The sequence below is a fragment of the Ursidibacter maritimus genome, assembly GCF_009761395.1.
GTDB classification, from domain to species: domain Bacteria; phylum Pseudomonadota; class Gammaproteobacteria; order Enterobacterales; family Pasteurellaceae; genus Ursidibacter; species Ursidibacter maritimus.
The window spans coordinates 137,074-162,406 of the sequence record NZ_LEKN01000001.1; the positions used below are offsets into that span (position 1 = coordinate 137,074).

The window sequence follows — 25,333 nt, forward strand, 5'->3', positions numbered from 1 at the left end:
TATCCTTGCTGATTATTTACCTTCGGTCATTAATCCTACGGACTTAATGCCTGCATCTTTCAATAATGAAATGCCTTTCATTACTTCTTCATAAGGAACATCTTTTCCCCCTGCTACCAAAAATAACGTGTTGTTATCTTTTTGGAATGCCTCTCCTGCATAAGCAATAATATCTTGCTCAGTCAGATTTTCTTGTCCGTTAGCCTGAATATAGTTCCCTTCAATTTTTAACTTATACAGTGCCACACCAGCAATTTCTAAAATCACTGGAGTTTTATCTTCATTAGAGACTGATTGGCTATGACGATCTTCTGGTAAATCAACTTCCACACTCTGACTAATTATTGGTGCTGTTGCCATAAAAATAAGCAACAATACTAATAATACATCTAGAAAGGGAACAATGTTAATTTCCGATTTAATGCCATTACGTTTACCACGACGATAAGACATATATCCTCTTTAATTCTTTATATCAAAATACTTTCCGAACACTCTAAGCGGTCAGTTTTATACTAAAACTTGCAATTTATTTTTTAGCAAATGCTTGACGGTGTAAGATAGTTGTGAATTCATCAATGAAATTCACATAATTCTGCTCAAGTTTTGAAACTTGTAAGCTTAATCTGTTATACGCCATTACCGCAGGGATTGCTGCAAATAGACCAATCGCCGTAGCAATTAACGCTTCTGCAATACCTGGGGCAACCGATTGTAATGTAGCCTGTTTCACCGCACTTAATCCCATAAATGAGTGCATAATCCCCCAAACAGTACCAAATAAACCGATATATGGACTAATTGAACCGACTGTACCTAAAAACGGAATGTAATTTTCAACTTCTTCCAACTCACGATTTAATGCTAAGTTCATCGCTCGGCTTGACCCTTGAATAGTCGATTCTGGAGCATCAGGATTAGCCTGTTGTAAACGGTTAAATTCTTTAAAACCAACATAAAAAATTTGTTCTGCACCGCTTAAACCATCACGGCGATGTTCTAAACCTTCGTGTAAACGATGAAGATCTTCACCAGACCAAAAACGATCTTCAAATGCTAAAGAATCTTTTTTTGCTCTCGCAAGTACTTTGCTACGCTGAATAATCACAGCCCAAGATAAAATAGAAAAAGCAATTAGGATAAACATTACTACTTTTACCACAATACTTGCTTCTAAAAATAATGAAACTAAATTAAATTCAGTTGCCATTTAATCAAACTCCGAATTTGTAAAACTTTTAACTTATCAAACCGCTTGTTGCATTGCTTGATAAATTTCCTGAGGAACTGCGATAGGCTTCATTCTATTTAAGTCCACGCAAGCAACTAACACTCTCGCTTCACTTAAACAAAGGTTATCTTTCAACAGTTTTTGTTGAAATAAAATTGACGCCTTTTTGATGTCAATAATCGTTGTTTCAACATTAAGTAAATCGTCTAAACGAGCTGGTACTTTATAATCAATCTCAATTTTCTTAACTACAAAGGCAATTCTATCTCTCAATAAATTTTCTTGTGAAAAAGATAAAGAGCGTAAAAATTCGGTTCTAGCTCGTTCAAAAAAATTTAAATACTGAGCGTGATAAACGACACCACCAGCATCAGTATTTTCATAATATATTCGAATAGGAAAATTCATTGAGCAATCCTATTGTGCAAATGAAAAACGCCCAAAAACTAGGCGCAAATTTTTGCTTATTTTAGAGAGAGAAAATTTGTTGTGCAAGCTCTTTCCACTTTCGATGAGTAAAAATGTTAGAGCTTGAGTGAAATAGCCTTTTTAGTTTAAAGCAATGTAAAGAAGTGATGGTAAAACAATCAAATAGCCAATAATGGGTAGGAAAATAGCTTTAAAAAAGCTGGATTTGATCTCAAACCCAATTCCGTGGATCCATAAAATAGCCATTCCATAAAATACAAGAACCGCCAAATAAGGAATACGCCCCCCAAAATACATCGCAAACGTATTTGCATTTAATAAAATTGATGCAAACATTGCTGTTGCTAGGATAAAAGAAAGGGCTTTTAGCCAGCCCTTTCTTGTAATGTCATAGAATAAATCAATCATTATTCGTCAAATTTACCTGTCTTTTCAATGCTAATCGTAACCACTGTCGCAAATAGAATAGCAAGTAAAACACCTAATACCCAAGTTACATAAAACATATTTGGTTCTCCTTAGTATAAACTTGCACTATTTTTCTCAATGAATTTAACATCAAGACGTCCGTACATTTTAATGTAGCTCCAGATTGTGTAAGCTAAAACAATCGGAACGAAAATACACGCAACGATAAACATAATATTTAATGTATTATGGCTCGCTGTTGCATCCCACATTGTTAAACTCATTTCTGGGTGAGAAATTGATGGCATAACAAATGGGAACATTGAAACGCCCGCAGTTAAGATAATTCCAGCTAACATAATTGATGATGCAAAGAATGCTAAACCAGAATTATTTGCTTTAGAAGCAACAACTGTTAGTAATGCACCCACTACACCCAACGCAGGAATTACCCAAAGTACTGGCATTTCTGCATAATTTCGGAACCAAGCACCCGCTTCCACTGCAACTGATTTAGTTGTAAATACAGACTGAGCGGTATGATCTAAAGTACTTGTTACAACAAAACCATCTTTGAAATAAATCCATACACCAGCCAGAATGAATGCACCTAAAGTAGCTAATGCTGTTACTTGAGCTATCGTTCTTACTCGATTGCGTAATTCACCTGTGGTCTTCATTTGTAACCAAGTTGCACCTTGTGTAGTAAGCATCATTAAACTTACAACACCACATAACAATGCAAATGGATTTAATAAACCAAAGAATGAACCCGTATATTTCACTTGATTTAACTCGTTAAATTCAAATGGAACGCCTTGTAATAAGTTACCGAATGCTACACCAAAGATAAGTGATGGAACGAATCCGCCAACAAATAATCCCCAGTCCCAAGCATTACGCCATTTAGCATCATCAATTTTTGCACGATATTCAAAACCTACTGGTCTGAAGAATAATGCGGCTAACACAAGGATCATTGCTAAGTAGAACCCTGAGAATGATGTTGCATAAACAGTTGGCCATGCAGCGAAGATCGCACCACCCGCTGTTAATAACCAAACTTGGTTACCATCCCAGTGTGGAGCAATTGAATTGATCATTACTCGGCGTTCTACATTACTTTTTCCAGCAACAGGTAATAAGGTTAATACCCCCATATCGAAGCCATCAGTAATCGCAAAACCAATCAACAGAACACCGATTAAAATCCACCAAATAAATCGTAGAACTTCATAATCTAACATATCTTAATCTCCTACTTGTTAGTAGATTGTTCGAAATAATAACGACCTGTCTTTAATGAACTTGGTCCCAAACGACCATATTTGAACATTAAATACATCTCTACTACAAGGAATAGTGAGTATAAACCACAGATTAAACCGATTGAGATCCATAAATCTGTCGTAGTTAATGCTGAATTCGCAACACCTGTTGGTAATACTTCGTAAATTGCCCAAGGCTGACGACCATATTCAGCTAAAAACCAACCACTCTCAATTGCAATCCATGGTAATGGTAATCCCCATAATAATGCTTTAAGTAAGATTGGTTTTGTTCCTACCGTGCCACGAACGTTCTGTACGAATGCTGCAATAATAAGAAGTAGCATTAAACCACCAGCAGCCATCATAATACGGAAAGACCAGAATGTTGGACCAACATTAGGAATTGTATCTGCAGCAGCTTGCTTGATTTGTTCTTCAGTTGCATCAACCACTTTATCAGTATAAGGTTTTAATAATAAACCAAAGCCTAAATCAGGTTGAACAGCTTTAAACGCTTCTTTTTCTTCTGCTGTATAGTTACCTGAACGCAATTTTTCTAATAACGCATAAGCAACCATACCATTACGAACACGCTGTTCATTACGAGCTTTTAAATCTTTTAAACCTGTAATTTCAGTGTCTAAAGAACGAGTTGCAATAATACCTGCTGCATAAGGGATAGAAAGTGAAAATTCATTTTTCATCTCCGCAGTATTTGGTAATACAACCACATTCCAAGGTGCTGGTGCTGGGTGAGTTTCAAATTCACCTTCCATCGCAGCTAATTTTACTGGTTGTGCTTTACCAATTTCATAGCCAGATTCATCCCCCATTACTAACACTGCAACGATAGAAATTAAACCAAAACTAGCTCCCACAGAGAATGAACGGCGTGCAAAACCTAAATCACGACCTTTTAAAATATAGTAAGCACTAATGCCTAATACAAAAATAGCACCGCACACATAACCAGCTGAAACGGTATGTAAGAACTTAGATTGAGTTACTGGGTTAAGTAATAACTCAGAGAAACTTACCATCTCCATACGCATTGTTTCAAAGTTAAATTCTGAACCTACTGGGTTTTGCATCCAACCGTTTGCAACTAAAATCCACAATGCAGAGAAGTTAGAACCAAATGCAACAGCATAAGTTGCGATTAAATGTTTACCTTTAGATAAACGATCCCAACCAAAAAAGAAAAGACCAATAAATGTAGATTCCAAGAAGAATGCCATTAAGCCTTCAATAGCTAATGGAGCACCAAAAATATCACCTACATAGTGAGAATAGTATGACCAGTTAGTACCAAATTGGAATTCCATTGTGATACCAGTTGTTACCCCTAGAGCAAAGTTAATACCAAATAATTTACCCCAGAATTTTGTCATATCTTTATACACTTCTTTGCCCGTGGTAACATAAAGTGTTTCCATCACAACAAGTACGAAAGAAAGCCCCAACGTTAAAGGTACAAATAAGAAGTGATAGAGAGCAGTTAAAGCAAACTGCAATCGTGAGAGTTCAACAACGTCTAACATCTCAAACCTCTTTGTCTATATGAATCTGAATTATTGACTACAAAATACAAGTAATCACCCATAAAAATTGACCTGAATAAAAAACAGCTTAAAACCTATTTTTATCTAGATTGTCAGCGCTACATTCTACTCGTAAACATTGGAATTAAAAATAGCAAAACCATTACATAATTCACATTTTTGGCTTAAAATTTAACTTTTATTAACCTTTATTTAATCTTTATTGATATAAATCAATCTACGAATTTCCCGTTAAAAGTCATTAGATATAGCAAAAAATTTTACAAGAAATAAAAATAAATATGTGACTAAAATGATTTTCTTTGATAGGATTCAGAAATCGTTATCTTTAGGTATTTTGTATGAAAAAAATATTAATTTTACTAAGTACAGTTATTCTCTCAGGAACAACCTTAGCATCTGAAGTAAAAACATCTTCTTTATCAATGGCAAAAGTATCATCTAGTAATAAACTAGCTCAACAATGCCAAAAGTTATTTAATGAAGGTGATAAGTTAATTGCTGAAGCCGCTAAACAACCTGGTACGCACACAGCCCAAGTAAAAAAATTACAAGAGAAACTTTCTTCCTCTAAACAACAAATTGTTAAAATGGATATTCCCACTCAACAAAAAAGTTGTGATAAAGGGTTAATTGCTCTCAATTCAATTAAACAACGTTATTGATATGTCTAGTATTAGCTAAAAGAGCCAGTAATTCGATTACTGGCTCTTTCTATTTATATCGGTAACATCAGCGTAACTTACTTATCGCAAAACTGATCAAGAAACAGCACGCTTGTATCAAAATAATAGCCGGACCCGTCGCAACATTAAAATGGAAACTTAGGAAAACGCCCCAAAAGGCACTCATCAAGGATGTTGCTATGGCAATAAGTAACATACGATCAAAACGCTTTGCTAAGGTATATCCTGTAATCCCTGGAGTAATTAACATCGCAACAACTAGAATAACCCCAACCACTTGCATCGCACTGATGATAACTAATGCAAGTAGGACCAATAAACCATAGTGTAACACTTTGTTATTTAGTCCAACTGTTCTTGCGTGACTAGGATCAAAGCAATAAAGCAGTAGATCTTTGCGTTTTATTAAAATAACAAGTAATACTGTTAATGCAATCCACAACGATTGACGAAATTCTTCTGCTGTTATACCAAGTAAATCGCCAAACAAAATATGCATTAAATGCTGATCACTCTGTACTTTGGCAAACAACACCAATCCAAAGGCAAACATTCCTGAGAAAACAATTCCCATTACGGTATCTTCTTTAATTCGACTGTTGTCTTTCAGATAACCGACAGCAACAGCACAGAAAATACCCGAGACAAAAGCGCCAATTGCTAATGGAATAGCAAGTAAGTAAGCAATTACAATCCCTGGTAGTACGGCGTGAGAAATTGCATCACCCATCAATGACCACCCCTTCAAGACTAAATAGCAGGACAAAGTGGCACAAACAACACCAACAACCATAGCAACAATCAATGCTTGTTGCATAAAGGGATATGAAAGTGGTTCAGCAAACCAATTTATAATGGCATCAAACATTATTACTTTCTCCGTAAGCGGTCACTTTTTGCGATTTTTTTGCAAATTTACGGGGTAATAATCCATATTTAGGTGCGAAGAAAAAGGCGATTAGAAAAATCAAAGTTTGTAGTGAAACAATGAATCCACCCGTTGCACCATCTGCAAAATAACTTAAATAAGCTCCAACGGAACCAGTTACGCCACCAAGAATAATTGAGATAATCAGTAATTTTCCAAATCTATCCGTCAGTAAGTAAGCAGTCGCCCCGGGTGTAACCACCATCGCAATGACTAAAATTGCACCCACACTTTGTAAAGCAGTTACAATACAAGCGCTGAGCAGAGAGAAAAATAGAATTTTAAGTCGAATAGGTGAAATACCGACAGCTTTTGCTTGCACTTCATCAAAAAAGACAAGTAATAAATCTTTCCAATAAATAATCAGAAAAAAGAGTGAAACCCCAAGAATGATAGCAACCTGTAACATATCCTCATCGGCAATACCTAAAATATTACCAAGAATAATAGACTGCACATTTACTGATGTTGGATTGATAGAAATAATCAGTAATCCAAAAGCAAAAAAAGTACTGAAAATAAAACCAATAATGGCATCTTCTTTTAATTTGGTAACCGATTTAATCGCTAAAATAGCAATAGTTGCAATAAAGCCTGAAAAAAACGCCCCTATCGCATAAGGTAATGAAAATGCGTATGCCAAAGCAACACCCGGAACGACAGCGTGAGAAAGTGCATCACCAATTAACGACCAGCCTTTTAACATTAAATAAGCTGAAAGAAAAGCACAGACTGCTCCTATCGCACCGCTTGCCACTATGGCTTTAAACATATAATCATAAGAGAAAGGTTCAAGTAACCATTCAAACATTACAATTCCTTGCGTTGTTCTGATTCATCCGCAAGAAAATGTTGATAACGCAATACTCCGCCGAACACACGCTCTAAATTTTCAGAGGTGAAAGTAGTTTCAATCGCACCTGCTGCGAGAACGGTTCGGTTAATCATTACTGCTTGGTCACAAAAACTGGGAACAGAACTTAGATTATGTGTGGAAACAAGAATAAGATGTCCTTCATCCCGCAATTGTTTCAATAGATCCATAATTGCGTTTTCAGTGGTTACATCCACTCCTGTAAAGGGTTCATCTAACAAAATAATTTGGCTTTCTTGTGCTAAGGCTCGGGCAAGAAAGACACGCTTTTTTTGCCCACCAGAAAGCTCACCAATTTGGCGATCACGCAAGTGAGCAATATTGACTCGCTCCATTGCATCAAGCACTTTCTGCTTGTCTAACGCTGTTGGCAAGCGTAAGAAGTTCATATAACCATAGCGTCCCATCATTACCACGTCATAAACAGACACTGGAAACTGCCAATCCACTTCTTCACTTTGCGGTACATAGGCAACCAAATTTTGCTTTAATGCCTGATCAACAGGCATACCGCAAATATTGATTTTTCCTTCGGGACTTACTAGCCCCATAATGCTTTTGAATAGAGTGGATTTTCCACTACCATTGACCCCTAGTAATGCACAAATTGTGCCACCAGTTAGGTCAAAGGTAATATCGTGGATGGCAGTATGCCCATTGTTATAACGTACAGTAACATCTTTCACAGAAAGCGAACTTACGTGATATCTCATTAGTTACAACCTATTTTTCGAAACCTTTTACAATGGTAATTACAGTAACATTAAGCAGATCGATATAAGTTGGCACTGCACCTTCTTTAGTAGATAGAGAATCTACATAAAGCACGCCACCGTATTTTGCTTTTGTTTCTTTTGCAACTTGTTTTGCAGGTTTATCAGAAATTGTACTTTCGCTAAATACGACAGGAATTTTATGCTCACGTACTTTCTTGATAACATTTTTGATTTGTTGCGGAGTGCCTTGAGCATCTGCATTGATCGGCCATAAGTAGAGTTCTTTAAAGCCATAATCTTGTGCTAAATAGCTAAATGCACCTTCGCTAGTTACTAACCAACGTTGTGCTTCAGGCACATTATTTAGTCTTGCACGAAGTGGCTCATCTAACGCAGTAATTTTTGCTGCATAAGCTTTTGCATTGTTATTATAGGCTTCTGCATTCTCTGGGTCATACTTCACCAATGCTTGACGAATGTTTTCAATATAAATTAAGGCATTTTTGGTAGACATCCAAGCGTGTGGATTTGGCATATCTTTATATGGGCCTTCATAAATTGAAATTGGGGTAATACCTTCTGTTACTACTACCGCTGGTTTATCTTTCACTTGAGTGAAGAAACGCTCAAACCAACGTTCTAAATTCATTCCATTCCAAAGCACTAAATCAGCAGATTGTGCTTTTACAACATCTTGCGGGGTCGGTTGATAATCGTGGATTTCAGCACCTGGTTTAGTGATAGATTCTACCACTGCTTTATCACCCGCTACGTTTTGAGCGATGTCTTGAATAACAGTAAAGGTTGTGACAACTTTAAATTGTTTTGCTGACAATGGTGTAGCAGCAAGTAAAATTGTACCTAAGAGCGCGACTATTTTTTTCATTTTAATCTCCTTAAAAAAGTTATGGCCTTACGCACTTTCTATTATATACTTTCTCGGAAATTAAGCAAATGAAAATGATTTGCAAATTTTAGATTTACAATTTTACAAATCCTCTTTACGAAAATGTCGCTGGCTTTTTGTTTCCTCACGACTTTCAATTAAACGATGATAGTTTTCAAAACGAACAGAATCAATCTTACCCAATTCAACCGCTTCTCGCACTGCACAACCTGGATCATCTTTATGCTTACAATCTCTGAATTTACAAGTTCCCAATACAGATTGAAACTCACGATAGCCTTGGGTAATTTGTTCAGGCTCTAAATGCCATAATCCGAATTCACGAATCCCTGGCGAATCAATTAAATTCCCACCTTGTTGTAGATGATATAAACGAGATGCAGTTGTAGTATGTTGTCCTAGCCCTGAAATATCACTAACCTCCCCCGTTTGAGCGTTCACCTCAGGTAATAAACGGTTGATTAAGCTCGACTTTCCAACGCCTGATTGCCCAACAAAAATAGAAGTACCTTGTGCTAAATAAGCATCTAATGTTGCCATATTTTCACCACTATCTGCCGATAAACAGAGCGTTTGATATCCAATTTTTTGATAAATTGCCAACTGTTTTTCGACTTCTTGACGAGCTTGAGCATCAAGCAGATCAATTTTATTTAACACAATCAAAGCAGGAATATTCGCATTTTCACAAATGACCAAGTAACGATCAATAATATTCAACGACAGCTGGGGTAATACCGCGGACACAATAATAATTTGATCAATATTTGCCGCCATTACCTTGATACCATCATAATAATCAGGGCGACTTAATTCATTTTTGCGTGGATAAATCGCTTCAATAACACCACTTATCCCTTGTAATTGCTCATTTCCTAACCGCCAAGAAACCACATCTCCCACAACAACATTCTTTAGTGTACGGCGTAAATTACAACGAAAAATCTCACCGCTTTCCGTTTCCACATCAGCGTGTTTGGCGTGGCGAGTAACGACAATACCTTGCTGAATATCGCCAAGCATTTCATCTTGCCACTCAAATTCTTTTTTACTGATTTTTTTATGATGATTAGATTGAATACGGCGTTGTTGATTTTGGGTTAATCGGCGTTTACTCAAAGGAAATACTCTCTTACAAGGCAATAACTAAAGCAAGAAGGATACTATAAAACAGCAAAAAGCGGTGAGATTCTTAAAGAAATTTGTAAATTAAAAGGTTTTATATAAGATGGTGGTAAAAAATCTGCCAAACTCACCGCTTAAGCGACAATTTAAAGTAAAGCGCAAGAAAAGAACTAAAGCGCCAAAATAAACCCACCCTTACTAGATTGTCTGTAAAAGTGGGGTTATCCATAGTCTGAAATCACGACTTGTTAAGCAGCATTTTTATTTCAGTCTAATCAATGAATGGATCTTTATTTGTTTCTCTTTTGGCAAATTGTATCAAGTAACTGTTGTACCTTTTCATCAGCAAAGATAGCTTGTGTGGTTTGAGATAGCTTTCTACGCCAGTTTGGATATTCGGTACTTGTGCCGGGAATATTAACAGGCTCTAACATATTCAGCCAATCTTCAGGCTGTGTTCCAAATAGCACGCTATTCGTATCAGCTACATAGCTTTGTAGCTGATGATTGAACACTTGGGTTATACCTGCACTATCAGGCTCTAAAATTTGAACACTTTCCACCGCTCTACGAATCGCTTCTTTATTAGAATGACGAGTATCGCGTAAGATATGCAACACTTCTTCGTTTGGGTAAACACCATATTTTTGCCCAAGTTCAAAGTCATAGCCTTTCCAGTAGCCTTGTACCGTTGGTAAATCGTGGGTACTAAGTGTCGTCATTGCTTGATAAGGGTAGTTTTCTAGTGGCTTGCTACCTTGGTTATCATATTCAAAGTAGAAGATGTTGTACGCCAAAATACCTTTATCCTCTAGAGCTTCTAACATTCCTTCTGGTACAGTACCTAAGGCTTCAGCAATAATTAAACATTGATGGCGTTGGCTTTCAAGGGCTAAAATAGAAAGCAGATCTTCTAAAGGATATTTCACATAGGCCCCGTTCTTAGCACTATCGCCTTTTGACACCCACCATAAACGAGCAAAGCCAAGAATATGGTCAATCCGTAATGCCCCACAGTCTTTCATATTGGCTCGCAATAGATCGATAAAGGGTTGATAGCCACGTTCTTGCAATACTTCTGGGTGCATAGGCGATAAGCCCCAGTTTTGTCCTTGTGGAGCCATAATATCAGGCGGAGCCCCCACAGATGCACCTAACACATAAAGATCTTTATCCGCCCAGGTTTCTGCACCATTATCGGCTACGCCAACAGCAAGATCTCGATAAAAACCGATTGGCATTCCTAATTGTTTTGCAAGTTGGTTACAGGCTTGTAACTGTTGCTGTGCGATAAATTGTAACCACATATAGAACCGTACTAGATCGCTTTGCTCTACTTGGAATTGCTGTACGGAAGCGGTGTGATAGCTTTGATATTTTACATCCCAACTACTCCAGCCCCACTGCTCACTAAATTGTGAGGAAAGCCATTGATGTAATGCATCAAATGTTCCTTGCACTTTTAATGGCTCGCCATTTTCGGCAATAAATTGTTCAAATTGGGATTGATCTTGTTGGCAAAAATGGCGATAAGCTAAGCGTAACCCTTCTAATTTCAGCCAAGTTACTTGTGAATAATCCACATATTCTTTTTGACGAGCTTCATTTAATTGGCGTTGGATCTCATTAGAATAGAACCACGCTTGAGCTTCTTGGCTCTGTTGAAATGCCTCAATCGCACCAACGTTAATATAAAGAATATTTTGCCATAAGCGAGAAGACGGACTATACGGGCTTGCCCCTTCAGGATTAGCAGGGAAAAGTGAGTGAATAGGGTTTAAACCAACAAAATGTCCGCCTTTTTCCGCTAATCGCGTTAGAAATTCAGCTAAATCGCCGAAATCACCTATTCCCCAGTTTTGTTCGGAACGGAGCGTATAAAGCTGTAAAATTGCTCCCCAGAGTTTCTTTTTCTCTGCTAATTCAGTTGGCTGAAATGCTCGTTCAGGGGTAATAATAATACGGCAATTTGCATTGCTATCGCCAAGGCTAAGTTGGTGATAACCAAGGGGCAAATTATTCGGTAAATGAATGGTATTGCGTTTACATTTTCCCGTTAAAATCTCACCGCTTTCTAAGGTTAATTGCCACGCTTGAGGAATTTTTTGCGTTTTATCCGCAACAAATAATGCAATAGAAATCGCTTCACCTTGTTTGAATACTTTCACAAAGGGTAAGATTTTCGGGCTTTTGGGTGTCCCAAGTAATTTAGCCACTTTTTCATATACACTTGGTTCTGCATAGCAACGGCGACCGTGTTCATCAAGGAAATAGCTGTTTAAAAATGGGTGAGATTGTTTCATTTTATTGCTCCAAATCTTTTTTATTTCTATTTTTTCGTTCGGACACACGCAGTGTGTCCCTACAAGCAGAAGAAAATTATCTTACGAATTCTTTAACCTTTTACACCACCAGCGGTTAATCCGCCAACTAACCAACGTTGTGCAATAATAAATACCAACGTAATTGGGATAGCGGATAAAATTGCTGCAGCTGCAAAATCCCCCCATAAATAGTTTTGTGGGTGTAAATACTGTTGCATTCCAACGGCAAGCGTATAGTTTTCTACATCACGCAAGAGTAAAGAAGCGACAGGCACTTCGATAATTGATGAAATAAAAGATAGGATAAATACCACCGCTAGAATGGGTACAGACAAAGGCAATAAAATTAAGCGGAAAGTTTGCCAAGGTGTTGCACCGTCAAGAGCGGCTGCTTCTTCCAGTGATTTATCAATCGTTTCAAAATAGCCTTTGATTGTCCAAACGTGCATTGCAATTCCACCAAGATAAGCAAAAATAACGCCACCATGAGTATTCAGTCCTAAGAATGGCACATAGTTGCCTAGTCGATCAAACAATGCGTATAACGCAACAAGAGAAAGCACAGCAGGGAACATTTGGAAAATCAACATACTTTGTAGCAACATTGATTTCCCTGCAAAGCGTAAACGAGCAAAGGCATAAGCGGCAGTCGTTGAAAGAGCAAGCGTAATGATTGCCGTAATGCCAGCGACTTTTACGGAGTTCCACAGCCACAATAAGACAGGGAATGGTGGCGGAGTTACCGTACCATCTGCATTGGTCACACTAAACCCTAATGCTAATTTCCAGTGTTCAAGTGAAATTTGGCTTGGAATAATTTCGCCAAGAGCTAAGTTACCTGGACGAAGTGAGATCCCTAAAATCATTAACAATGGAAACATAATTAACGCACAAAATACAATCAGGAAAAAATGTGTAGCAAACAAACGTGTTTTCATTGATTTAGGTTGAACAATAGCCATAATATTTTCCTCCCTGTTAATCTTGCTGTAATTTGGTTAAGCGAATTTGGAATAATGCTAAACCGCTCACAAGTAAGAAGATAATCACCGCAATCGCAGCCGCCAAGCCGAAATCTTGAGTTCCACTACCTTCAAAGGCAATGCGGTAGGTATAGCTGACTAATAAATCAGTATGTCCTGCTGGCGTACTTGTACCGATCATTGATGGGCGACCTTGTGTAAGCAGCTGAATTAACACAAAGTTATTAAAGTTAAAGGCAAAACTAGCAATCATTAATGGCATCAATGGTTTAATCAGCAGTGGCATTGTAATGCGAGTAAAGTTCTGCCATACCGTTGCACCGTCAATCGCAGAGGCTTCATAAAGATCATTCGGGATAGCTTTCAATAATCCCATACAGACGATCATCATATAAGGGTAACCTAACCAAGTATTGACGATCAAAATCATCACTTTAGCCAAGAACGGATCATTAAACCATTCAGGGCGAATACCAAATAAGTTATTTAAAATAAGGTTAATTTCCCCGAAACTTTGGTTAAATAAGCCTTTGAACACCAAAATGGAGATAAAGCCTGGTACAGCGTAAGGCAAAATCAATAATAGGCGATACACTGCTTTACCTTTTAAAGGTTCCCACTGTACTAAAGATGCAAAGATCATTCCTAACAGCGTAGTGAAAAAAACCGTAAGAAAAGCGAAGGTCACTGTCCAAATAAAGATTTGAATAAAAGGTTTTTGTACGCCTTCATCGGTTAAAATTTTAACAAAGTTTTGCCAACCAATACCCACTGTGTAGCCAGGTTCTAAACGTTTTCCACTAAAATTCCCTTGTTCATCAATCTGTTGAAAGAAACCAATATGATCGTTCGGTTTATAGCGTTCGCCTGTTTCATTATTGGTTAAAATTTGACCTTCAATATCAAAACTAAAGCGGTGGCTTTGTTGTGAAAATTGACGAAGTGAACTCATTGTCAGCATTTCATCATTAGGCAAAATCGCATTGATTGTTTGTAATTGTTGGCGATTTTGCGTAATAGTTTTTAATGGTGCAACTTTGCTTTCAGGCAAAAGAGCCACTTCGTCTAATTTCACATCTCCTTTTAATTCAGTCAGTGCAAGCGGTGCGGAAAGATAATTTTTTTGCAATGCACTATTTTCTAATAAGATTTGGAATTTATCGCTTTCTGCTTCAAGTAATTTGAAATTGTAGCGTTCTCCTGAAAAATAACGTTGGGCTTGTAGTTGGCTGACCACTCTTTCAAAATTGAGTTGGTTCGTCCCACTATAATTAGTAAATGCAATCACAACGGTGCAAACAAGTGGAAATACCACAAAAATACCTACCGCCGAAACACCAGGGAAAAGATAACGCCAGCGATATGCTCGTTCTGAACTAAATACAAAAATACCTGATGCCACAACAACCAAGGTTAAAAGTGCAAAAAGAATTTCGCCTTGTAAGTAAATAGTAAACACTAAATAAAAAGCAATGAGATACAAAAGTGCAATAAAAATGCGTTTGCTCCAAAGTGGAGCAGTTGAAGTATGAGTGGAAGTTAGCATTTTATTTTCCTTGTTTTGAACGGCGAGTAGGAAATTGCAAGAAATTGATAGAAAGTAACCGCTTGTCATTTTATTCCCCTCTTTAGTAAAGAGGGGTTAGGGGAGATTTGTAGAAAAATAAGAGGGTTTTTATCACTTACTTTTTGTTAATCATTTATATCAAATCTCCCTAGATTTTTCTAAAGAGAGTGCTTTAAATTACTCTTTCTCAATTTTTGCTTGAGCTTCATCAAGAGCTGCTTTCACAGGCTGACGACCATTGACTGCACTATCAATAGCAGCTTTTTCAGCATACCAAAAACGGCTCATTTGCGGAATATTCGGCATAATTTCACCATTTTCAGCATTTGCCATTGTCGCTGCAATACGAGCATCCGAGGCTAATTTTGCTTGGAAACTCTTTAATGCCACCGCACCAAGTGGTGTATCTGTATTTACAGTGTCTAAGCCATTATCCGTTAAGAGATGATTTTCTAAGAACTCTTTAGCAAGGTCTTGGTTCGGACTTGAAGCATTAACCGCCGCACTTAAAACACCTACAAATGGTTTACTTGCTTTACCATTTAAAGTTGGTAATACCGCAACGCCGTAATTGATTTTGCTTTTCTCAATGTTTGACCATGCCCAAGGACCATTGATAGTCATTGCAGTTTCGCCTTTATTAAAAGACGCTTCGGCAACAGAATAGTCTGTATCCGCATTGATTACTTTATTTTTAACAAGATCAACGACAAATTTTAAGCCTTTTTGAGCGGCTTCATTATTTACGCCAATGTCTTTTACGTCATAGCCTTCAGGCGTTACTTTAAAGGCATAAGCACCTTGTGAAGAAATAATCGGCCAAGTGAAATACGGTTCTGCCAAGTTCCACATAATCGCATTTTTGCCTTTCGCTTTGAGTTCTTTATCTAATTTCTCAATTTCTTCCCACGTTTTCGGCGGAGTTGCTACTAAATCTTTATTGTAAATCAATGAAAGAGATTCAACCGCAATCGGATACGCAATTTGTTTGCCATTATATTTGGTCGCATTCCAACCAATATCAGAAAGTTTTGCTTTAAAGTCTGCACTTGGGTGAACTTCTGCCAATAAACCTGATTGTGCATAACCGCCCATACGGTCGTGAGCGAAAATAATAATATCAGGGCCATCGCCAGTTGATGCAACCTGTGGGAATAATTCTTCTAATTTGCTTGGGTGTTCTACAACAACTTTTACCCCTGTTTCTTGTTCAAATTTTTTACCCACTTCGGCTAAGCCGTTATAACCTTTATCGGCGTTAATCCAAATGTTTAATTGACCTTCAACTAATTTCGCCTGCACGCCTTGTGCTAAACATAATCCTGCAAATACGGCTAATGCTGTTTTGGTTAAGTTTTTCATCGCTTTTTCCTCATTTTAGGTTAAATGAAATTTGACGGTTGCATAATGAAAGATTTGATAATGGAGTTCATCATCCCCCTTTCTCAACCCCATCAGTTTATTTAGTGATCTATTTCACATTTTTAGATCAAAGCGGAAAAAGCGTGAAACAGATCACAAAAATATCACTTAAAAATGTGAGTAAGCTCACAAAATTTTGTGTTTTTTAGTTAAAAAGATTTTTTAACTTGAGTAAAAAATTTTTTGCTAAGTATGATTTCAACTGGACAAAGAATGAGTAATCTTAGCAACGTTGAAATAATAGTAAATGAAGGATAATTAAAATGGCAAATGTAAGATTAGTGAGTGTCGGAAAATCCTACGGCGATATACATATCTCAAAAGATGTAAATCTTGATATTAAAGAAGGCGAATTTGTTGTTTTTGTTGGCCCTTCAGGCTGCGGAAAATCCACTTTATTAAGAATGATTGCCGGTTTAGAAGATATTACAACAGGCGATCTCTATATTGGCGAAACACGAATGAATGATGTACCGCCTGCCAAACGTAATATAGGTATGGTGTTCCAATCTTATGCCCTTTATCCACATTTAAATGTGGCTGAAAATATGTCATTCGGTTTGAAATTAGCAGGAAAACAACAAGCAGAAATTGAACAACGTGTTAATCAAGTCGCAGAAATCTTACAACTTGCACACTTATTACAACGTAAACCAAAAGAGCTTTCAGGCGGACAACGCCAACGTGTTGCGATTGGTCGAACCTTGGTTTCTCAACCTGAAGTATTTTTGCTAGATGAACCGCTTTCTAACTTAGATGCAGCCTTGCGTGTACAAATGCGAGTAGAGATTTCTAAGCTACATAAAAAACTTGGTAGAACAATGATCTACGTTACTCACGACCAAGTTGAAGCGATGACACTCGCTGACAAAATCGTGGTATTACAAGCGCTAGGAAACAACACACAAATTACCACCAATGTGGCTCAAATTGGTAAACCTTTAGAGCTCTATCACTACCCTGCTAACCGCTTTGTTGCAGGCTTTATCGGTTCACCAAAAATGAATTTCTTACCTGTAAAAGTCATTGATACAAAAGCAGATGGCGTAAAAATCGAGTTACCAGATTCAACACACCTGAATTTCTGGATTCCTGTGGATAGTACAGGTGTGAAAGTAGGCGATAACCTTTCTCTTGGTATTCGCCCAGAGCATCTTTTACCTTGTGATCAAAGTGAAGTTTGTATCACAGGCACCGTAAAAGTGGTGGAACAACTTGGCAATGAAACCCAAGTTCACGTTGAAATGCCACCAATCAAACAAAGCCTAGTTTACCGTCAAAATGATATTGTGCTTGTGGAAGAAGGAGATCAAATGTCCATTGGCATCAATCCAAATCGCTGCCATCTCTTCAAAGAAGATGGCACAGCGTGCAAGCGGTTATTCAAAGAACTCGGCGTATAACGATTTTTTTCATAATGTAAACCTTAACTTACAACTATTACATAAGGAGTTTCCTATGAATATTAACAAGAGCGTATTAGCAACTCTTATTTCTGGTGCTTTACTATCTACTTCAGCATTAGCGGTTGATTTTCACGGCTATGCTCGTTCAGGTATCGGCTGGACTTCTGGCGGTGGTGAGCAATCTGCATTTAGCGTAAACGGTGGTGGGTCAAAATACCGTTTAGGTAATGAGTCAGATACTTATGCTGAACTGAAATTAGGTCAAGAATTATTTAAATCGGGTGAAAAATCCATTTATTTTGATACGAATGTCGCTTATGGCGGTACGCTACACAATAATGACTGGACAGCAACAAGCCCAGCATTACGAGAATTAAATGTACAATTCAAAAACTTTGCTGATAGCTTACCGGGTGCGACTTTATGGGCAGGTAAACGTTTCTACCAACGCCACGATGTGCATATGAATGACTTCTACTACTGGGATATTTCAGGTCCGGGTGCTGGACTTGAAAATGTGGATTTAGGCTTTGGTAAACTCTCTTTAGCGGTAACTCGCGATACCGAATCGGGTGGTGCATTCTCTTACTACTATGATTATGCAACAAAAACTTATAAGAGTGATCGTAGTAAGGAAAAAGACGTTTACAACGATATTTTTGATGTTCGTTTAGCTGGGATTGAACTTTGGAAAGACGGATCATTAGAAATCGGCTTTGATTATGGTAATGCTCACAAAAAAGATGATTCACGCTTTGCCAATGATAAAGCAACGAAAAAAGGCTATATGGCAACGCTAGAATATACCCAAGGTAATTTCTTTGGTGGCTTTAATAAATTCACTGCACAATACGCTAAAGACTCGATGACATCTTGGAATAACGGACACGCACAAGGTTCGTTATCTAGCAATCGTGGCGATATGCTCCGCTTAATCAATCAAGGCGTTGTTACTGCAAGTGATAAAGTTGAAGTAATGTATGCTTTAATCTACGAAAAAACAAACCTAAAAAATAAACAAGGTAAAACCTGGTATTCAGCCGGTATTCGTCCGATGTATAAATGGAATGATACGATGAGCACACTGGCAGAAGTTGGCTATGATGTAATTAAAGATCAAGCAACCGGCAAGAAAAACAGTCTAACCAAATACACCCTTGCACAACAATGGCAAGCAGGTTCAAGTATTTGGGCACGCCCTGCGATCCGAGTCTTTGGAACTTACGCTCACTGGAACGACAAATTCAACACAGCAAATCGTACCAATGCTGGCTATAAAGCAAAAGATGGTGAATTTATTGGTGGCGTTCAATTTGAAGCGTGGTGGTAATGTTTGATTACTTCCAAATATAATGGATTAAAATCAAAATAAAACAGTGAAGCGGTCAGATTGGTAAAAAAATTTGCAAAACTGACCGCTTGTTTATCTCTCGGAGGCGTTATGAAAACCAAAATTGCCCTTTTACTCTCAACCGTTTTTTTTACTTCACAACTGTATGCCACAGTCTTACAACCAAGTAAGGCAGAGCTTGCGAATATCCAATGGAAAGATGTAGCATTATCACAGCAAAATGACAGTGATGTCGACCATTTTACTAACCAATTACAAGGTGCAAGCGGTAATGTACTTGCTTATAAAATCCCCGCTAATCAAGGGATGATAAAACTTAACATTGCAAGTCCTGTACAAAAAAATAATACTATTTTTGTACCTAATGCTTTAGTGCTTGATTCCCACTTTAATCCTGCGATGCGTTATCCCGCATCACAATTCAAATTCAGTGAAGAGCGTGGTTTAAACCCAGCACAATATCAAGCTGAGCTAAGTTTAACACCAGCTAACAATCAAGATTTTATTTATCTGTTGATCTACACAACTGAGCAAGAGCTACAAGGCAAAACAATGATGACTCACCCAGCCAAATTATTAGCTAAAGCAAAAGGTAATCAACCACCTGCGATTGCAGATATTACAGTAACACATAGTAATCAAGGTAAAGTAAGCGTGGAAGTGGAAGGCGTTCAAACAAGTCAATTTATCGGTTTAAATGGCCCTTTATTTGAAGCCAAAACACCAACGACACAAATTGGTACTGTGGCAACCGATATGCCTAAATCGACTAAAGAGAATAAACCTACTCAACCAGTAGAACAAAGTACGGAAAACTATTTTAACCAAGCTGTACTTAAAGCATTAAAAGACAAAGATATCAACAAAGCGATGAATTTAGTTAATGAAGCTGAACAACTTGGTCTAAAACAGCCTCGCCAGATTTTTATTAAACACGTTTCGGCGAAGTAAATTTACCTTAGGTTGTTGAAAAGTTTTTCCATTCAGACGGGACGTATACTATACAGAGCGTCCCGATAAAAAATAATAACCAATTGAAAAACAAAATTATAGGTGCTGAAGTATATTAGCCCCGTATTTAATGCACCATACTGGCTTTACTTTGTTTTTCAAGCCCTGCAATTTCTAGTTTTAACATCATCGCAGACGGATCATCAGGACATTGATCGATAAAATAACTAAGATCATCATAAGCCGCTTGATAGCAATCCATACTCGCCAAGACCATTCCACGATCCCGAATTTCATAAGGATCTTCAGGCTGAAACATCAAGCGGTACTCAATAATACGCAAAGTATCTTCATAGCGACCTTCTCGGCTTAGTGCCATTTTAAAGACTGTTTCTAACCGCTCTAACATTTCGTCAGCTTCTGCAATTCGTAAAAAATCTCGGCTTAGCTCTGTGCCAAATCCCATTTCTCCCTCTAACCATTTTTCCATTTTTTCTCGAGTTAAAAAAGAACCGTCCCAAGGGTTAATAAAATGGGTTTCTTTACGTCCTGTTTCGGTGGTAATTTCTGCTCGTACAACTAATTGCGTTGGAAAATTAACAGGATAGAGTGGTAAATCCAATGCAGATGCTAGGTGCAATAATACAGCCCCTAATGATACTGGCATTCCACGTTTACGGCGTAGCACTTTGTCTATCTGTAAATTATCGGTGTAAAAATACTCTTGATGATGGCAATGAAAACCTTGCTCGCCATACATAAAATTGAGTAATTGCTGAATACGTGGAAGATCGCCTTCTGCATTAACTTGATATTTTGCTTTTTTAACTAATGCCGACATCAAACCATAAATTTGTGGTTCAGTCAGATTATCATCTACTAGCGTACTTAATCGAATTAGCTCACGATATAAAAAACGTTGTAATTCAGTACGTTGCTTTTTGGTAAAAGTTGATATGCTAATTATTTCGTCCATACTGCCCAAGTTACTCGATCATTACCGCCATAATCTTGTGCGGTTTGTGGGTTATCCCATTGATATTGTTTAAATAGTGCTTGTACTGCACTGGCTTGTTGCCAACCATGTTCCAGTACTAGCACTCCATTTTTGTGCAAATAAAGCGGTGCGTTTTCGATAATTTTTTGCAAATCCGCTAAACCATTTTGCTCTGCTACTAATGCGGATAATGGTTCAAACCGCACGTCCCCTTTCATTAAATTTTCATCGTTAGCGTCAATATAGGGGGGATTACTCACAATAAGGTCAAATTGCCGATTTTGCAAGGTTTGAAACCAATCGCTAACGAAAAATTTCACATTAGATAAAGCTAATTGTTGGCGATTTTGTTCCGCCAGAATTACCGCTTCTGGCTGTTTATCAATCCCAATAATACTTGCATTCGGTAGCTCATTGGCTAGCGCTAAAGCAATTGCTCCTGTGCCTGTGCCTAAATCCAAAATTTGTAGATTTTTATGTAAATCTGCCCGCTTATGAGCCTGCTCTAACGCAATTTCAACCAATCGCTCGGTATCTGGACGGGGAATTAAAGTCGCCGTTGATACTTTTAGCGGTAATGACCAAAACTCTTTTTCGCCTAAAATATATGCCATAGGTTCCCCTTTAGCTCGGCGAGCAAGCAATTCTGCTAATTGTTTTAGCTCAACATCATTTAGCACTGTTTCCGAAAAAGCAAAAATTGCAGATTTAGAACGTTTTGTTACCGCTTGTAACAGTAAATTCGCATCAACTTTCGCATTGAGAAAGGGATCTTGCTCCGTATTCTCAAGCAAGGTCTGTTCAGCGAATTTGAGCCATTGTTGATAATTCATTTTAGTTATTAAGGCTGCTCCGACAATGCTGCTAGCTGATCCGCTTGATATTCCGTAATAATTGGCTGAATTAACTCATCAATTTTACCGTTCATCACTTCATCTAAACGGTAAACGGTGAGATTTATGCGGTGATCAGTAACACGCCCTTGTGGGTAGTTGTAAGTACGAATTTTATCCGAACGGTCGCCTGAGCCAAGTAAGTTACGGCGAGTATCTGCCTGCTCCTGTGCTTGTTTCTCTTTTTCAACCTGTACAATACGAGAAGCTAATACTGCTAAAGCTTTTGCTTTATTTTTATGTTGGGAACGCTCGTCTTGACATTCCACAACAATCCCTGTTGGGATGTGGGTAATTCGCACCGCTGAATCGGTTGTATTAACGTGCTGACCACCTGCACCCGATGAACGATAAGTATCAATACGCAAATCTGCTGGGTTAATTTCAGGTAGCTCAGACTCTGGCAATTCTGGCATTACTGCAACCGTACAGGCTGAAGTATGAATACGCCCTTGTGATTCTGTCTTTGGTACACGTTGAACTCGATGTCCGCCCGATTCAAATTTGAGCTGTCCATAAACACCTTCACCGCTAATTTTCACGATGATTTCTTTATAGCCCCCTTGCTCACTTTCGTTAGCAGATAGCTCTTCAATACGCCAACGTTTGCCTTCACAATAACGGCTGTACATACGATATAAATCACCTGCAAAAATACCCGCTTCATCGCCGCCTGTTCCTGCACGAATCTCAAGGAATGCGTTATATTCATCATTCGGATCTTTTGGTAGAAGTAAAATTTGTAATTGCTGTTCTAGCTGTTCAATCTCAGCCTTATTTTCTGCAATCTCTTCTTGAGCCATCTCTTTCATATCTGGGTCATCAAGCAGAATTTGAGCTTCTTCAATATCGCTATGTAATTTGTTCCAACGATTAAATGTTCCAACAACTTCCTCGAGCTGTGAATACTCTTTAGAATAAGCTCTAAATTTTTCTTGGTCATTGATAACAGAAGGGTCACCTAACAAGGCTTGTAACTCTTCATGGCGTTCGCTAAGGCTTTCTAATTTACTGATAATAGATGGTTTCATTGTGTTATTTTTGTCTTATTTCGTTGAATGGTAAAAATTGGCGATATTGTAGCGGAAAAATCAAGTCTAATAAACGCAAAAAGCCTAGATATTCTCTAGGCTTATTCTCAAATTTAATTCAGCGAAATTATTTTACTAAATCTTTTAATCCTTTACCTGCAACGAACGCTGGTACATTAGCTGCTGGGATTTCAATCGCTTCGTTAGTTTTTGGGTTACGACCTGTACGAGCTTTACGGTGATTTACTTTGAAAGTACCGAAACCGATAAGTTGTACTGCATCACCTTTTTTAAGGCTATCAGAAATCGCATTTAATGTTGCTTCTAATGCTGCTTTTGCATCTTTCTTGCTTAACTCTGCACCTGCTGCGATTGCATCGATTAACTCAGTTTTGTTCATAATGATTATCCTCTAAAAGATTTAGTTTAATAAAATTGCGTGAATGCTGCGATAGCTTAATCTAAAGTTAATTATTCTCAAAGAGAATAATTTTAAAATTGTTAGTTTTACCGCACTTATTGGTTAAATTTTAACCCAATATTACTAATCCCACTGGTGCGTATCTCATTTTTAAGGGCTAAAATCAATTCAATATCTCGTTCTTCACATTCATTTAACAAACGATAAATTTGCCACTGTACGTCTAATTCTTCTTGGATTTCAGGGGTATTTTTTAGCTCTTGCTCGTTTAATTCTCGCTCTTGTTGCATTTCCACATAAGTCGCAACAGTTGATAATGAGAGCTGACTTAATTTAATCGCTTGCTCTAATGTTTCCCCTGCGATGATAGCGTGTAGCAATTCGGATAAACCTTCGCAAGCATCTTCTGCGGGTAAAACGCCATAAAAATCAAATTGATTAACATCAGGAATAATCTCCTCAAGTTTCTCTAATTGATTTTCAAAGTTAATCTTTGCTCCTTTAACAGTAAGATGTTCCCAAACTAAATTAAGAATATTTTGGAAAATTTTAGCCTGATCTGACCGCTTGCTCACATCACAAAAAAGCTCAAAATTCGGCAACATTCGCTCACATAAGCACGCCATAAAAGTTAGGTGTTGCCAAGTTTCAAAGCGTTCCATACGTTTATGAATAGGATTGCGCATCGTTATATTCCTTAAATTATTCGCTAGCTGTTGAGCCTAGTCATTGCATTTTTCATGATAATGTTGAGATAAGCGGTGAATTGCATCAACAAATATTTTCGGGCTTTCTTCAGGTACATCTTGGTGGATACCATGTCCAAGGTTAAAAACGTGACCTGAACCATTACCAAACCCAGCTAAAATATCGCTAACTTCTTGCTCAATACGCTCAGCAGGCGCATATAACACACTCGGATCCATATTACCCTGTAAAGCAACTTTATGTCCCACCCTGGCTCGTGCATTAGCAATATCCACCGTCCAGTCTAAACCAACGGCATCACAGCCAGTATCTGCAATCGCTTCTAACCATAATCCGCCACCTTTAGTAAAGAGAGTTACAGGCACTTTTCGTCCTTCATTCTCACGAATTAAACCATCGACAATTTTATGCATATATTGCAATGAGAATTGAGGATAATCATGATGAGCCAATACGCCCCCCCAAGTATCAAAAATCATCACTGATTGAGCCCCCGCTTTAATTTGAGCATTCAGGTAAAGCGTTACGCTATCGGCTAATTTATTCAGTAAAGCGTTTAAGACCTTTGGTTCGCTATATAACATTTTTTTAATTTTGGTGAAGGCTTTTGACGATCCACCTTCAACCATATAAGTTGCTAGTGTCCAAGGGCTACCTGAAAAACCAATCAAGGGTACTTCGCCTTTTAACTCTCGGCGAATAGTTCGCACAGCGTTCATTACATACTGTAATTCCCCTTCAGGATCAGGAATGGGTAGGTTATCTACATCAGCTTTAGTTTGGATCGTGCGTGCAAATTTCGGCCCTTCACCTGCACCAAAACTTAGCCCTAAGCCCATTGCATCTGGAATGGTTAAAATATCGGAAAACAGAATAGCCGCATCAAGATCATATCGGCGTAAAGGTTGTAGCGTGACTTCACAAGCTAAATCTGCATTGCGACATAGCGACATAAAATCCCCTGCTTGTGCACGAGTTGCTTTATATTCTGGCAAATAACGCCCTGCTTGACGCATCATCCAGACAGGTGTCATATCCACAGGTTCACGCAATAATGCTCTTAAATAACGATCATTTTTTAATTCTGTCATAGCTTTCTCTTAAAAATTAAATGCCCCATTTGGCAATGGGGCAAATAATAG

General features: G+C 37.9%; 26 protein-coding genes. 4 read left to right on the forward strand and 22 right to left on the reverse strand.

Annotated features, from left to right (window positions below; translation table 11 throughout):
- Positions 1-12: 12 nt before the first annotated feature.
- From tolR to A1D26_RS00710, 7 genes are all read right to left on the reverse strand, one after another.
- Positions 13-453: a colicin uptake protein TolR gene (gene tolR / locus A1D26_RS00680; protein ID WP_157402212.1), complete on the reverse strand. Its 441-nt coding sequence runs from the start codon at positions 451-453 to the stop codon at positions 13-15.
- 76 nt (positions 454-529) lie between these two features.
- The gene (gene tolQ, locus A1D26_RS00685; RefSeq protein WP_157394060.1) at positions 530-1,210 is read right to left on the reverse strand and encodes a protein TolQ; all 681 of its coding nucleotides are present in this window, start codon (positions 1,208-1,210) and stop codon (positions 530-532) included.
- Between the two features lie 36 nt (positions 1,211-1,246).
- Entirely contained in the window at positions 1,247-1,639 is a 393-nt protein-coding gene (gene ybgC / locus A1D26_RS00690; protein WP_157402213.1) for a tol-pal system-associated acyl-CoA thioesterase, read from the reverse strand.
- A gap of 141 nt (positions 1,640-1,780) precedes the next feature.
- The gene (ybgE, locus tag A1D26_RS00695) at positions 1,781-2,068 is read right to left on the reverse strand and encodes a cyd operon protein YbgE (RefSeq protein WP_157402214.1); all 288 of its coding nucleotides are present in this window, start codon (positions 2,066-2,068) and stop codon (positions 1,781-1,783) included.
- Positions 2,068-2,166 (reverse strand): CydX/CbdX family cytochrome bd oxidase small subunit, encoded by a 99-nt coding sequence (locus tag A1D26_RS00700; protein ID WP_157394057.1) that lies wholly within the window; start codon positions 2,164-2,166, stop codon positions 2,068-2,070. Before A1D26_RS00700 ends, ybgE begins: the two co-directional genes overlap by 1 nt.
- A gap of 12 nt (positions 2,167-2,178) precedes the next feature.
- Positions 2,179-3,315 (reverse strand): cytochrome d ubiquinol oxidase subunit II, encoded by a 1,137-nt coding sequence (gene cydB / locus A1D26_RS00705; protein WP_157402215.1) that lies wholly within the window; start codon positions 3,313-3,315, stop codon positions 2,179-2,181.
- Positions 3,316-3,326: 11 nt separating this feature from the next.
- Entirely contained in the window at positions 3,327-4,880 is a 1,554-nt protein-coding gene (locus A1D26_RS00710; RefSeq protein ID WP_157402216.1) for a cytochrome ubiquinol oxidase subunit I, read from the reverse strand.
- Between the two features lie 362 nt (positions 4,881-5,242).
- Between A1D26_RS00710 and A1D26_RS00715 the strand changes: the two genes are divergently transcribed.
- Entirely contained in the window at positions 5,243-5,566 is a 324-nt protein-coding gene (locus A1D26_RS00715; protein ID WP_157402217.1) for a DUF5339 domain-containing protein, read from the forward strand.
- A 67-nt stretch (positions 5,567-5,633) separates the two neighbouring features.
- Here the strand turns inward: A1D26_RS00715 and A1D26_RS00720 are convergent, their stop codons facing one another.
- The 9 genes from A1D26_RS00720 to malE all read right to left on the reverse strand — a co-directional run bounded on the left by A1D26_RS00720 (position 5,634) and on the right by malE (position 16,373).
- Complete coding sequence (locus A1D26_RS00720; protein ID WP_394370208.1) at positions 5,634-6,443, reverse strand: metal ABC transporter permease; 810 nt, start codon at positions 6,441-6,443, stop codon at positions 5,634-5,636.
- A 4-nt stretch (positions 6,444-6,447) separates the two neighbouring features.
- Complete coding sequence (locus tag A1D26_RS00725; RefSeq protein ID WP_157402219.1) at positions 6,448-7,326, reverse strand: metal ABC transporter permease; 879 nt, start codon at positions 7,324-7,326, stop codon at positions 6,448-6,450.
- Positions 7,326-8,102 carry an ATP-binding cassette domain-containing protein gene (locus A1D26_RS00730; RefSeq protein ID WP_157402220.1) on the reverse strand — a complete coding sequence of 259 codons (777 nt, stop codon included), beginning with the start codon at positions 8,100-8,102 and terminating at the stop codon, positions 7,326-7,328. Before A1D26_RS00730 ends, A1D26_RS00725 begins: the two co-directional genes overlap by 1 nt.
- A gap of 10 nt (positions 8,103-8,112) precedes the next feature.
- The gene (locus A1D26_RS00735) at positions 8,113-8,991 is read right to left on the reverse strand and encodes a metal ABC transporter substrate-binding protein (RefSeq protein ID WP_157402221.1); all 879 of its coding nucleotides are present in this window, start codon (positions 8,989-8,991) and stop codon (positions 8,113-8,115) included.
- Between the two features lie 102 nt (positions 8,992-9,093).
- Positions 9,094-10,131, reverse strand: coding sequence for a small ribosomal subunit biogenesis GTPase RsgA (rsgA, locus tag A1D26_RS00740; protein WP_157402222.1), 1,038 nt, complete (start codon positions 10,129-10,131; stop codon positions 9,094-9,096).
- A 296-nt stretch (positions 10,132-10,427) separates the two neighbouring features.
- Entirely contained in the window at positions 10,428-12,440 is a 2,013-nt protein-coding gene (gene malQ / locus A1D26_RS00745) for a 4-alpha-glucanotransferase (RefSeq protein WP_157402223.1), read from the reverse strand.
- A gap of 92 nt (positions 12,441-12,532) precedes the next feature.
- Positions 12,533-13,423, reverse strand: a complete 891-nt coding sequence (gene malG / locus A1D26_RS00750; RefSeq protein ID WP_157395193.1) for a maltose ABC transporter permease MalG — start codon at positions 13,421-13,423, stop codon at positions 12,533-12,535.
- A 16-nt stretch (positions 13,424-13,439) separates the two neighbouring features.
- The gene (malF, locus tag A1D26_RS00755; protein WP_157402224.1) at positions 13,440-14,990 is read right to left on the reverse strand and encodes a maltose ABC transporter permease MalF; all 1,551 of its coding nucleotides are present in this window, start codon (positions 14,988-14,990) and stop codon (positions 13,440-13,442) included.
- 198 nt (positions 14,991-15,188) lie between these two features.
- Positions 15,189-16,373 carry a maltose/maltodextrin ABC transporter substrate-binding protein MalE gene (malE, locus tag A1D26_RS00760; protein WP_157402225.1) on the reverse strand — a complete coding sequence of 395 codons (1,185 nt, stop codon included), beginning with the start codon at positions 16,371-16,373 and terminating at the stop codon, positions 15,189-15,191.
- Positions 16,374-16,696: 323 nt separating this feature from the next.
- Here malE and malK point away from each other — a divergent pair, with 323 nt between their 5' ends.
- The 3 genes from malK to A1D26_RS00775 all read left to right on the forward strand — a co-directional run bounded on the left by malK (position 16,697) and on the right by A1D26_RS00775 (position 20,141).
- The gene (gene malK / locus A1D26_RS00765; RefSeq protein WP_157402226.1) at positions 16,697-17,836 is read left to right on the forward strand and encodes a maltose/maltodextrin ABC transporter ATP-binding protein MalK; all 1,140 of its coding nucleotides are present in this window, start codon (positions 16,697-16,699) and stop codon (positions 17,834-17,836) included.
- A 55-nt stretch (positions 17,837-17,891) separates the two neighbouring features.
- The gene (locus A1D26_RS00770) at positions 17,892-19,169 is read left to right on the forward strand and encodes a maltoporin (protein WP_157402227.1); all 1,278 of its coding nucleotides are present in this window, start codon (positions 17,892-17,894) and stop codon (positions 19,167-19,169) included.
- Between the two features lie 111 nt (positions 19,170-19,280).
- The gene (locus A1D26_RS00775; protein WP_157402228.1) at positions 19,281-20,141 is read left to right on the forward strand and encodes a MalM family protein; all 861 of its coding nucleotides are present in this window, start codon (positions 19,281-19,283) and stop codon (positions 20,139-20,141) included.
- Positions 20,142-20,268: 127 nt separating this feature from the next.
- Here the strand turns inward: A1D26_RS00775 and A1D26_RS00780 are convergent, their stop codons facing one another.
- From A1D26_RS00780 to hemE, 6 genes are all read right to left on the reverse strand, one after another.
- Positions 20,269-21,117, reverse strand: a complete 849-nt coding sequence (locus A1D26_RS00780; RefSeq protein ID WP_157402229.1) for a SirB1 family protein — start codon at positions 21,115-21,117, stop codon at positions 20,269-20,271.
- The gene (prmC, locus tag A1D26_RS00785) at positions 21,105-21,971 is read right to left on the reverse strand and encodes a peptide chain release factor N(5)-glutamine methyltransferase (RefSeq protein WP_157402230.1); all 867 of its coding nucleotides are present in this window, start codon (positions 21,969-21,971) and stop codon (positions 21,105-21,107) included. Before prmC ends, A1D26_RS00780 begins: the two co-directional genes overlap by 13 nt.
- A gap of 8 nt (positions 21,972-21,979) precedes the next feature.
- The gene (prfA, locus tag A1D26_RS00790) at positions 21,980-23,062 is read right to left on the reverse strand and encodes a peptide chain release factor 1 (protein ID WP_157402231.1); all 1,083 of its coding nucleotides are present in this window, start codon (positions 23,060-23,062) and stop codon (positions 21,980-21,982) included.
- 127 nt (positions 23,063-23,189) lie between these two features.
- Positions 23,190-23,462 carry an HU family DNA-binding protein gene (locus tag A1D26_RS00795; protein ID WP_157393984.1) on the reverse strand — a complete coding sequence of 91 codons (273 nt, stop codon included), beginning with the start codon at positions 23,460-23,462 and terminating at the stop codon, positions 23,190-23,192.
- A 116-nt stretch (positions 23,463-23,578) separates the two neighbouring features.
- Positions 23,579-24,169: a YjaG family protein gene (locus tag A1D26_RS00800; RefSeq protein WP_157402232.1), complete on the reverse strand. Its 591-nt coding sequence runs from the start codon at positions 24,167-24,169 to the stop codon at positions 23,579-23,581.
- Between the two features lie 36 nt (positions 24,170-24,205).
- Positions 24,206-25,282, reverse strand: a complete 1,077-nt coding sequence (gene hemE, locus A1D26_RS00805) for a uroporphyrinogen decarboxylase (RefSeq protein ID WP_157402233.1) — start codon at positions 25,280-25,282, stop codon at positions 24,206-24,208.
- Between the last annotated feature and the right edge of the window lie 51 nt (positions 25,283-25,333).

Bases quoted from the DNA above. Each gene is read 5' to 3' on its own strand.
- malK (WP_157402226.1), top strand. From the start codon at position 16,697: ATGGCAAATGTAAGATTAGTGAGTGTCGGAAAATCCTACGGCGATATA.
- ybgC (WP_157402213.1), bottom strand. From the start codon at position 1,639: ATGAATTTTCCTATTCGAATATATTATGAAAATACTGATGCTGGTGGT.
- A1D26_RS00700 (WP_157394057.1), bottom strand. From the start codon at position 2,166: ATGTTTTATGTAACTTGGGTATTAGGTGTTTTACTTGCTATTCTATTT.
- prfA (WP_157402231.1), bottom strand. From the start codon at position 23,062: ATGAAACCATCTATTATCAGTAAATTAGAAAGCCTTAGCGAACGCCAT.
- A1D26_RS00770 (WP_157402227.1), top strand. From the start codon at position 17,892: ATGAATATTAACAAGAGCGTATTAGCAACTCTTATTTCTGGTGCTTTA.
- cydB (WP_157402215.1), bottom strand. From the start codon at position 3,315: ATGTTAGATTATGAAGTTCTACGATTTATTTGGTGGATTTTAATCGGT.
- hemE (WP_157402233.1), bottom strand. From the start codon at position 25,282: ATGACAGAATTAAAAAATGATCGTTATTTAAGAGCATTATTGCGTGAA.
- malE (WP_157402225.1), bottom strand. From the start codon at position 16,373: ATGAAAAACTTAACCAAAACAGCATTAGCCGTATTTGCAGGATTATGT.
- A1D26_RS00795 (WP_157393984.1), bottom strand. From the start codon at position 23,462: ATGAACAAAACTGAGTTAATCGATGCAATCGCAGCAGGTGCAGAGTTA.
- ybgE (WP_157402214.1), bottom strand. From the start codon at position 2,068: ATGATTGATTTATTCTATGACATTACAAGAAAGGGCTGGCTAAAAGCC.
- A1D26_RS00730 (WP_157402220.1), bottom strand. From the start codon at position 8,102: ATGAGATATCACGTAAGTTCGCTTTCTGTGAAAGATGTTACTGTACGT.
- A1D26_RS00780 (WP_157402229.1), bottom strand. From the start codon at position 21,117: ATGGACGAAATAATTAGCATATCAACTTTTACCAAAAAGCAACGTACT.
- A1D26_RS00800 (WP_157402232.1), bottom strand. From the start codon at position 24,169: ATGCGCAATCCTATTCATAAACGTATGGAACGCTTTGAAACTTGGCAA.
- malF (WP_157402224.1), bottom strand. From the start codon at position 14,990: ATGCTAACTTCCACTCATACTTCAACTGCTCCACTTTGGAGCAAACGC.
- A1D26_RS00735 (WP_157402221.1), bottom strand. From the start codon at position 8,991: ATGAAAAAAATAGTCGCGCTCTTAGGTACAATTTTACTTGCTGCTACA.
- A1D26_RS00775 (WP_157402228.1), top strand. From the start codon at position 19,281: ATGAAAACCAAAATTGCCCTTTTACTCTCAACCGTTTTTTTTACTTCA.
- malQ (WP_157402223.1), bottom strand. From the start codon at position 12,440: ATGAAACAATCTCACCCATTTTTAAACAGCTATTTCCTTGATGAACAC.
- tolQ (WP_157394060.1), bottom strand. From the start codon at position 1,210: ATGGCAACTGAATTTAATTTAGTTTCATTATTTTTAGAAGCAAGTATT.
- A1D26_RS00710 (WP_157402216.1), bottom strand. From the start codon at position 4,880: ATGTTAGACGTTGTTGAACTCTCACGATTGCAGTTTGCTTTAACTGCT.
- prmC (WP_157402230.1), bottom strand. From the start codon at position 21,971: ATGAATTATCAACAATGGCTCAAATTCGCTGAACAGACCTTGCTTGAG.
- malG (WP_157395193.1), bottom strand. From the start codon at position 13,423: ATGGCTATTGTTCAACCTAAATCAATGAAAACACGTTTGTTTGCTACA.
- tolR (WP_157402212.1), bottom strand. From the start codon at position 453: ATGTCTTATCGTCGTGGTAAACGTAATGGCATTAAATCGGAAATTAAC.
- A1D26_RS00715 (WP_157402217.1), top strand. From the start codon at position 5,243: ATGAAAAAAATATTAATTTTACTAAGTACAGTTATTCTCTCAGGAACA.
- A1D26_RS00725 (WP_157402219.1), bottom strand. From the start codon at position 7,326: ATGTTTGAATGGTTACTTGAACCTTTCTCTTATGATTATATGTTTAAA.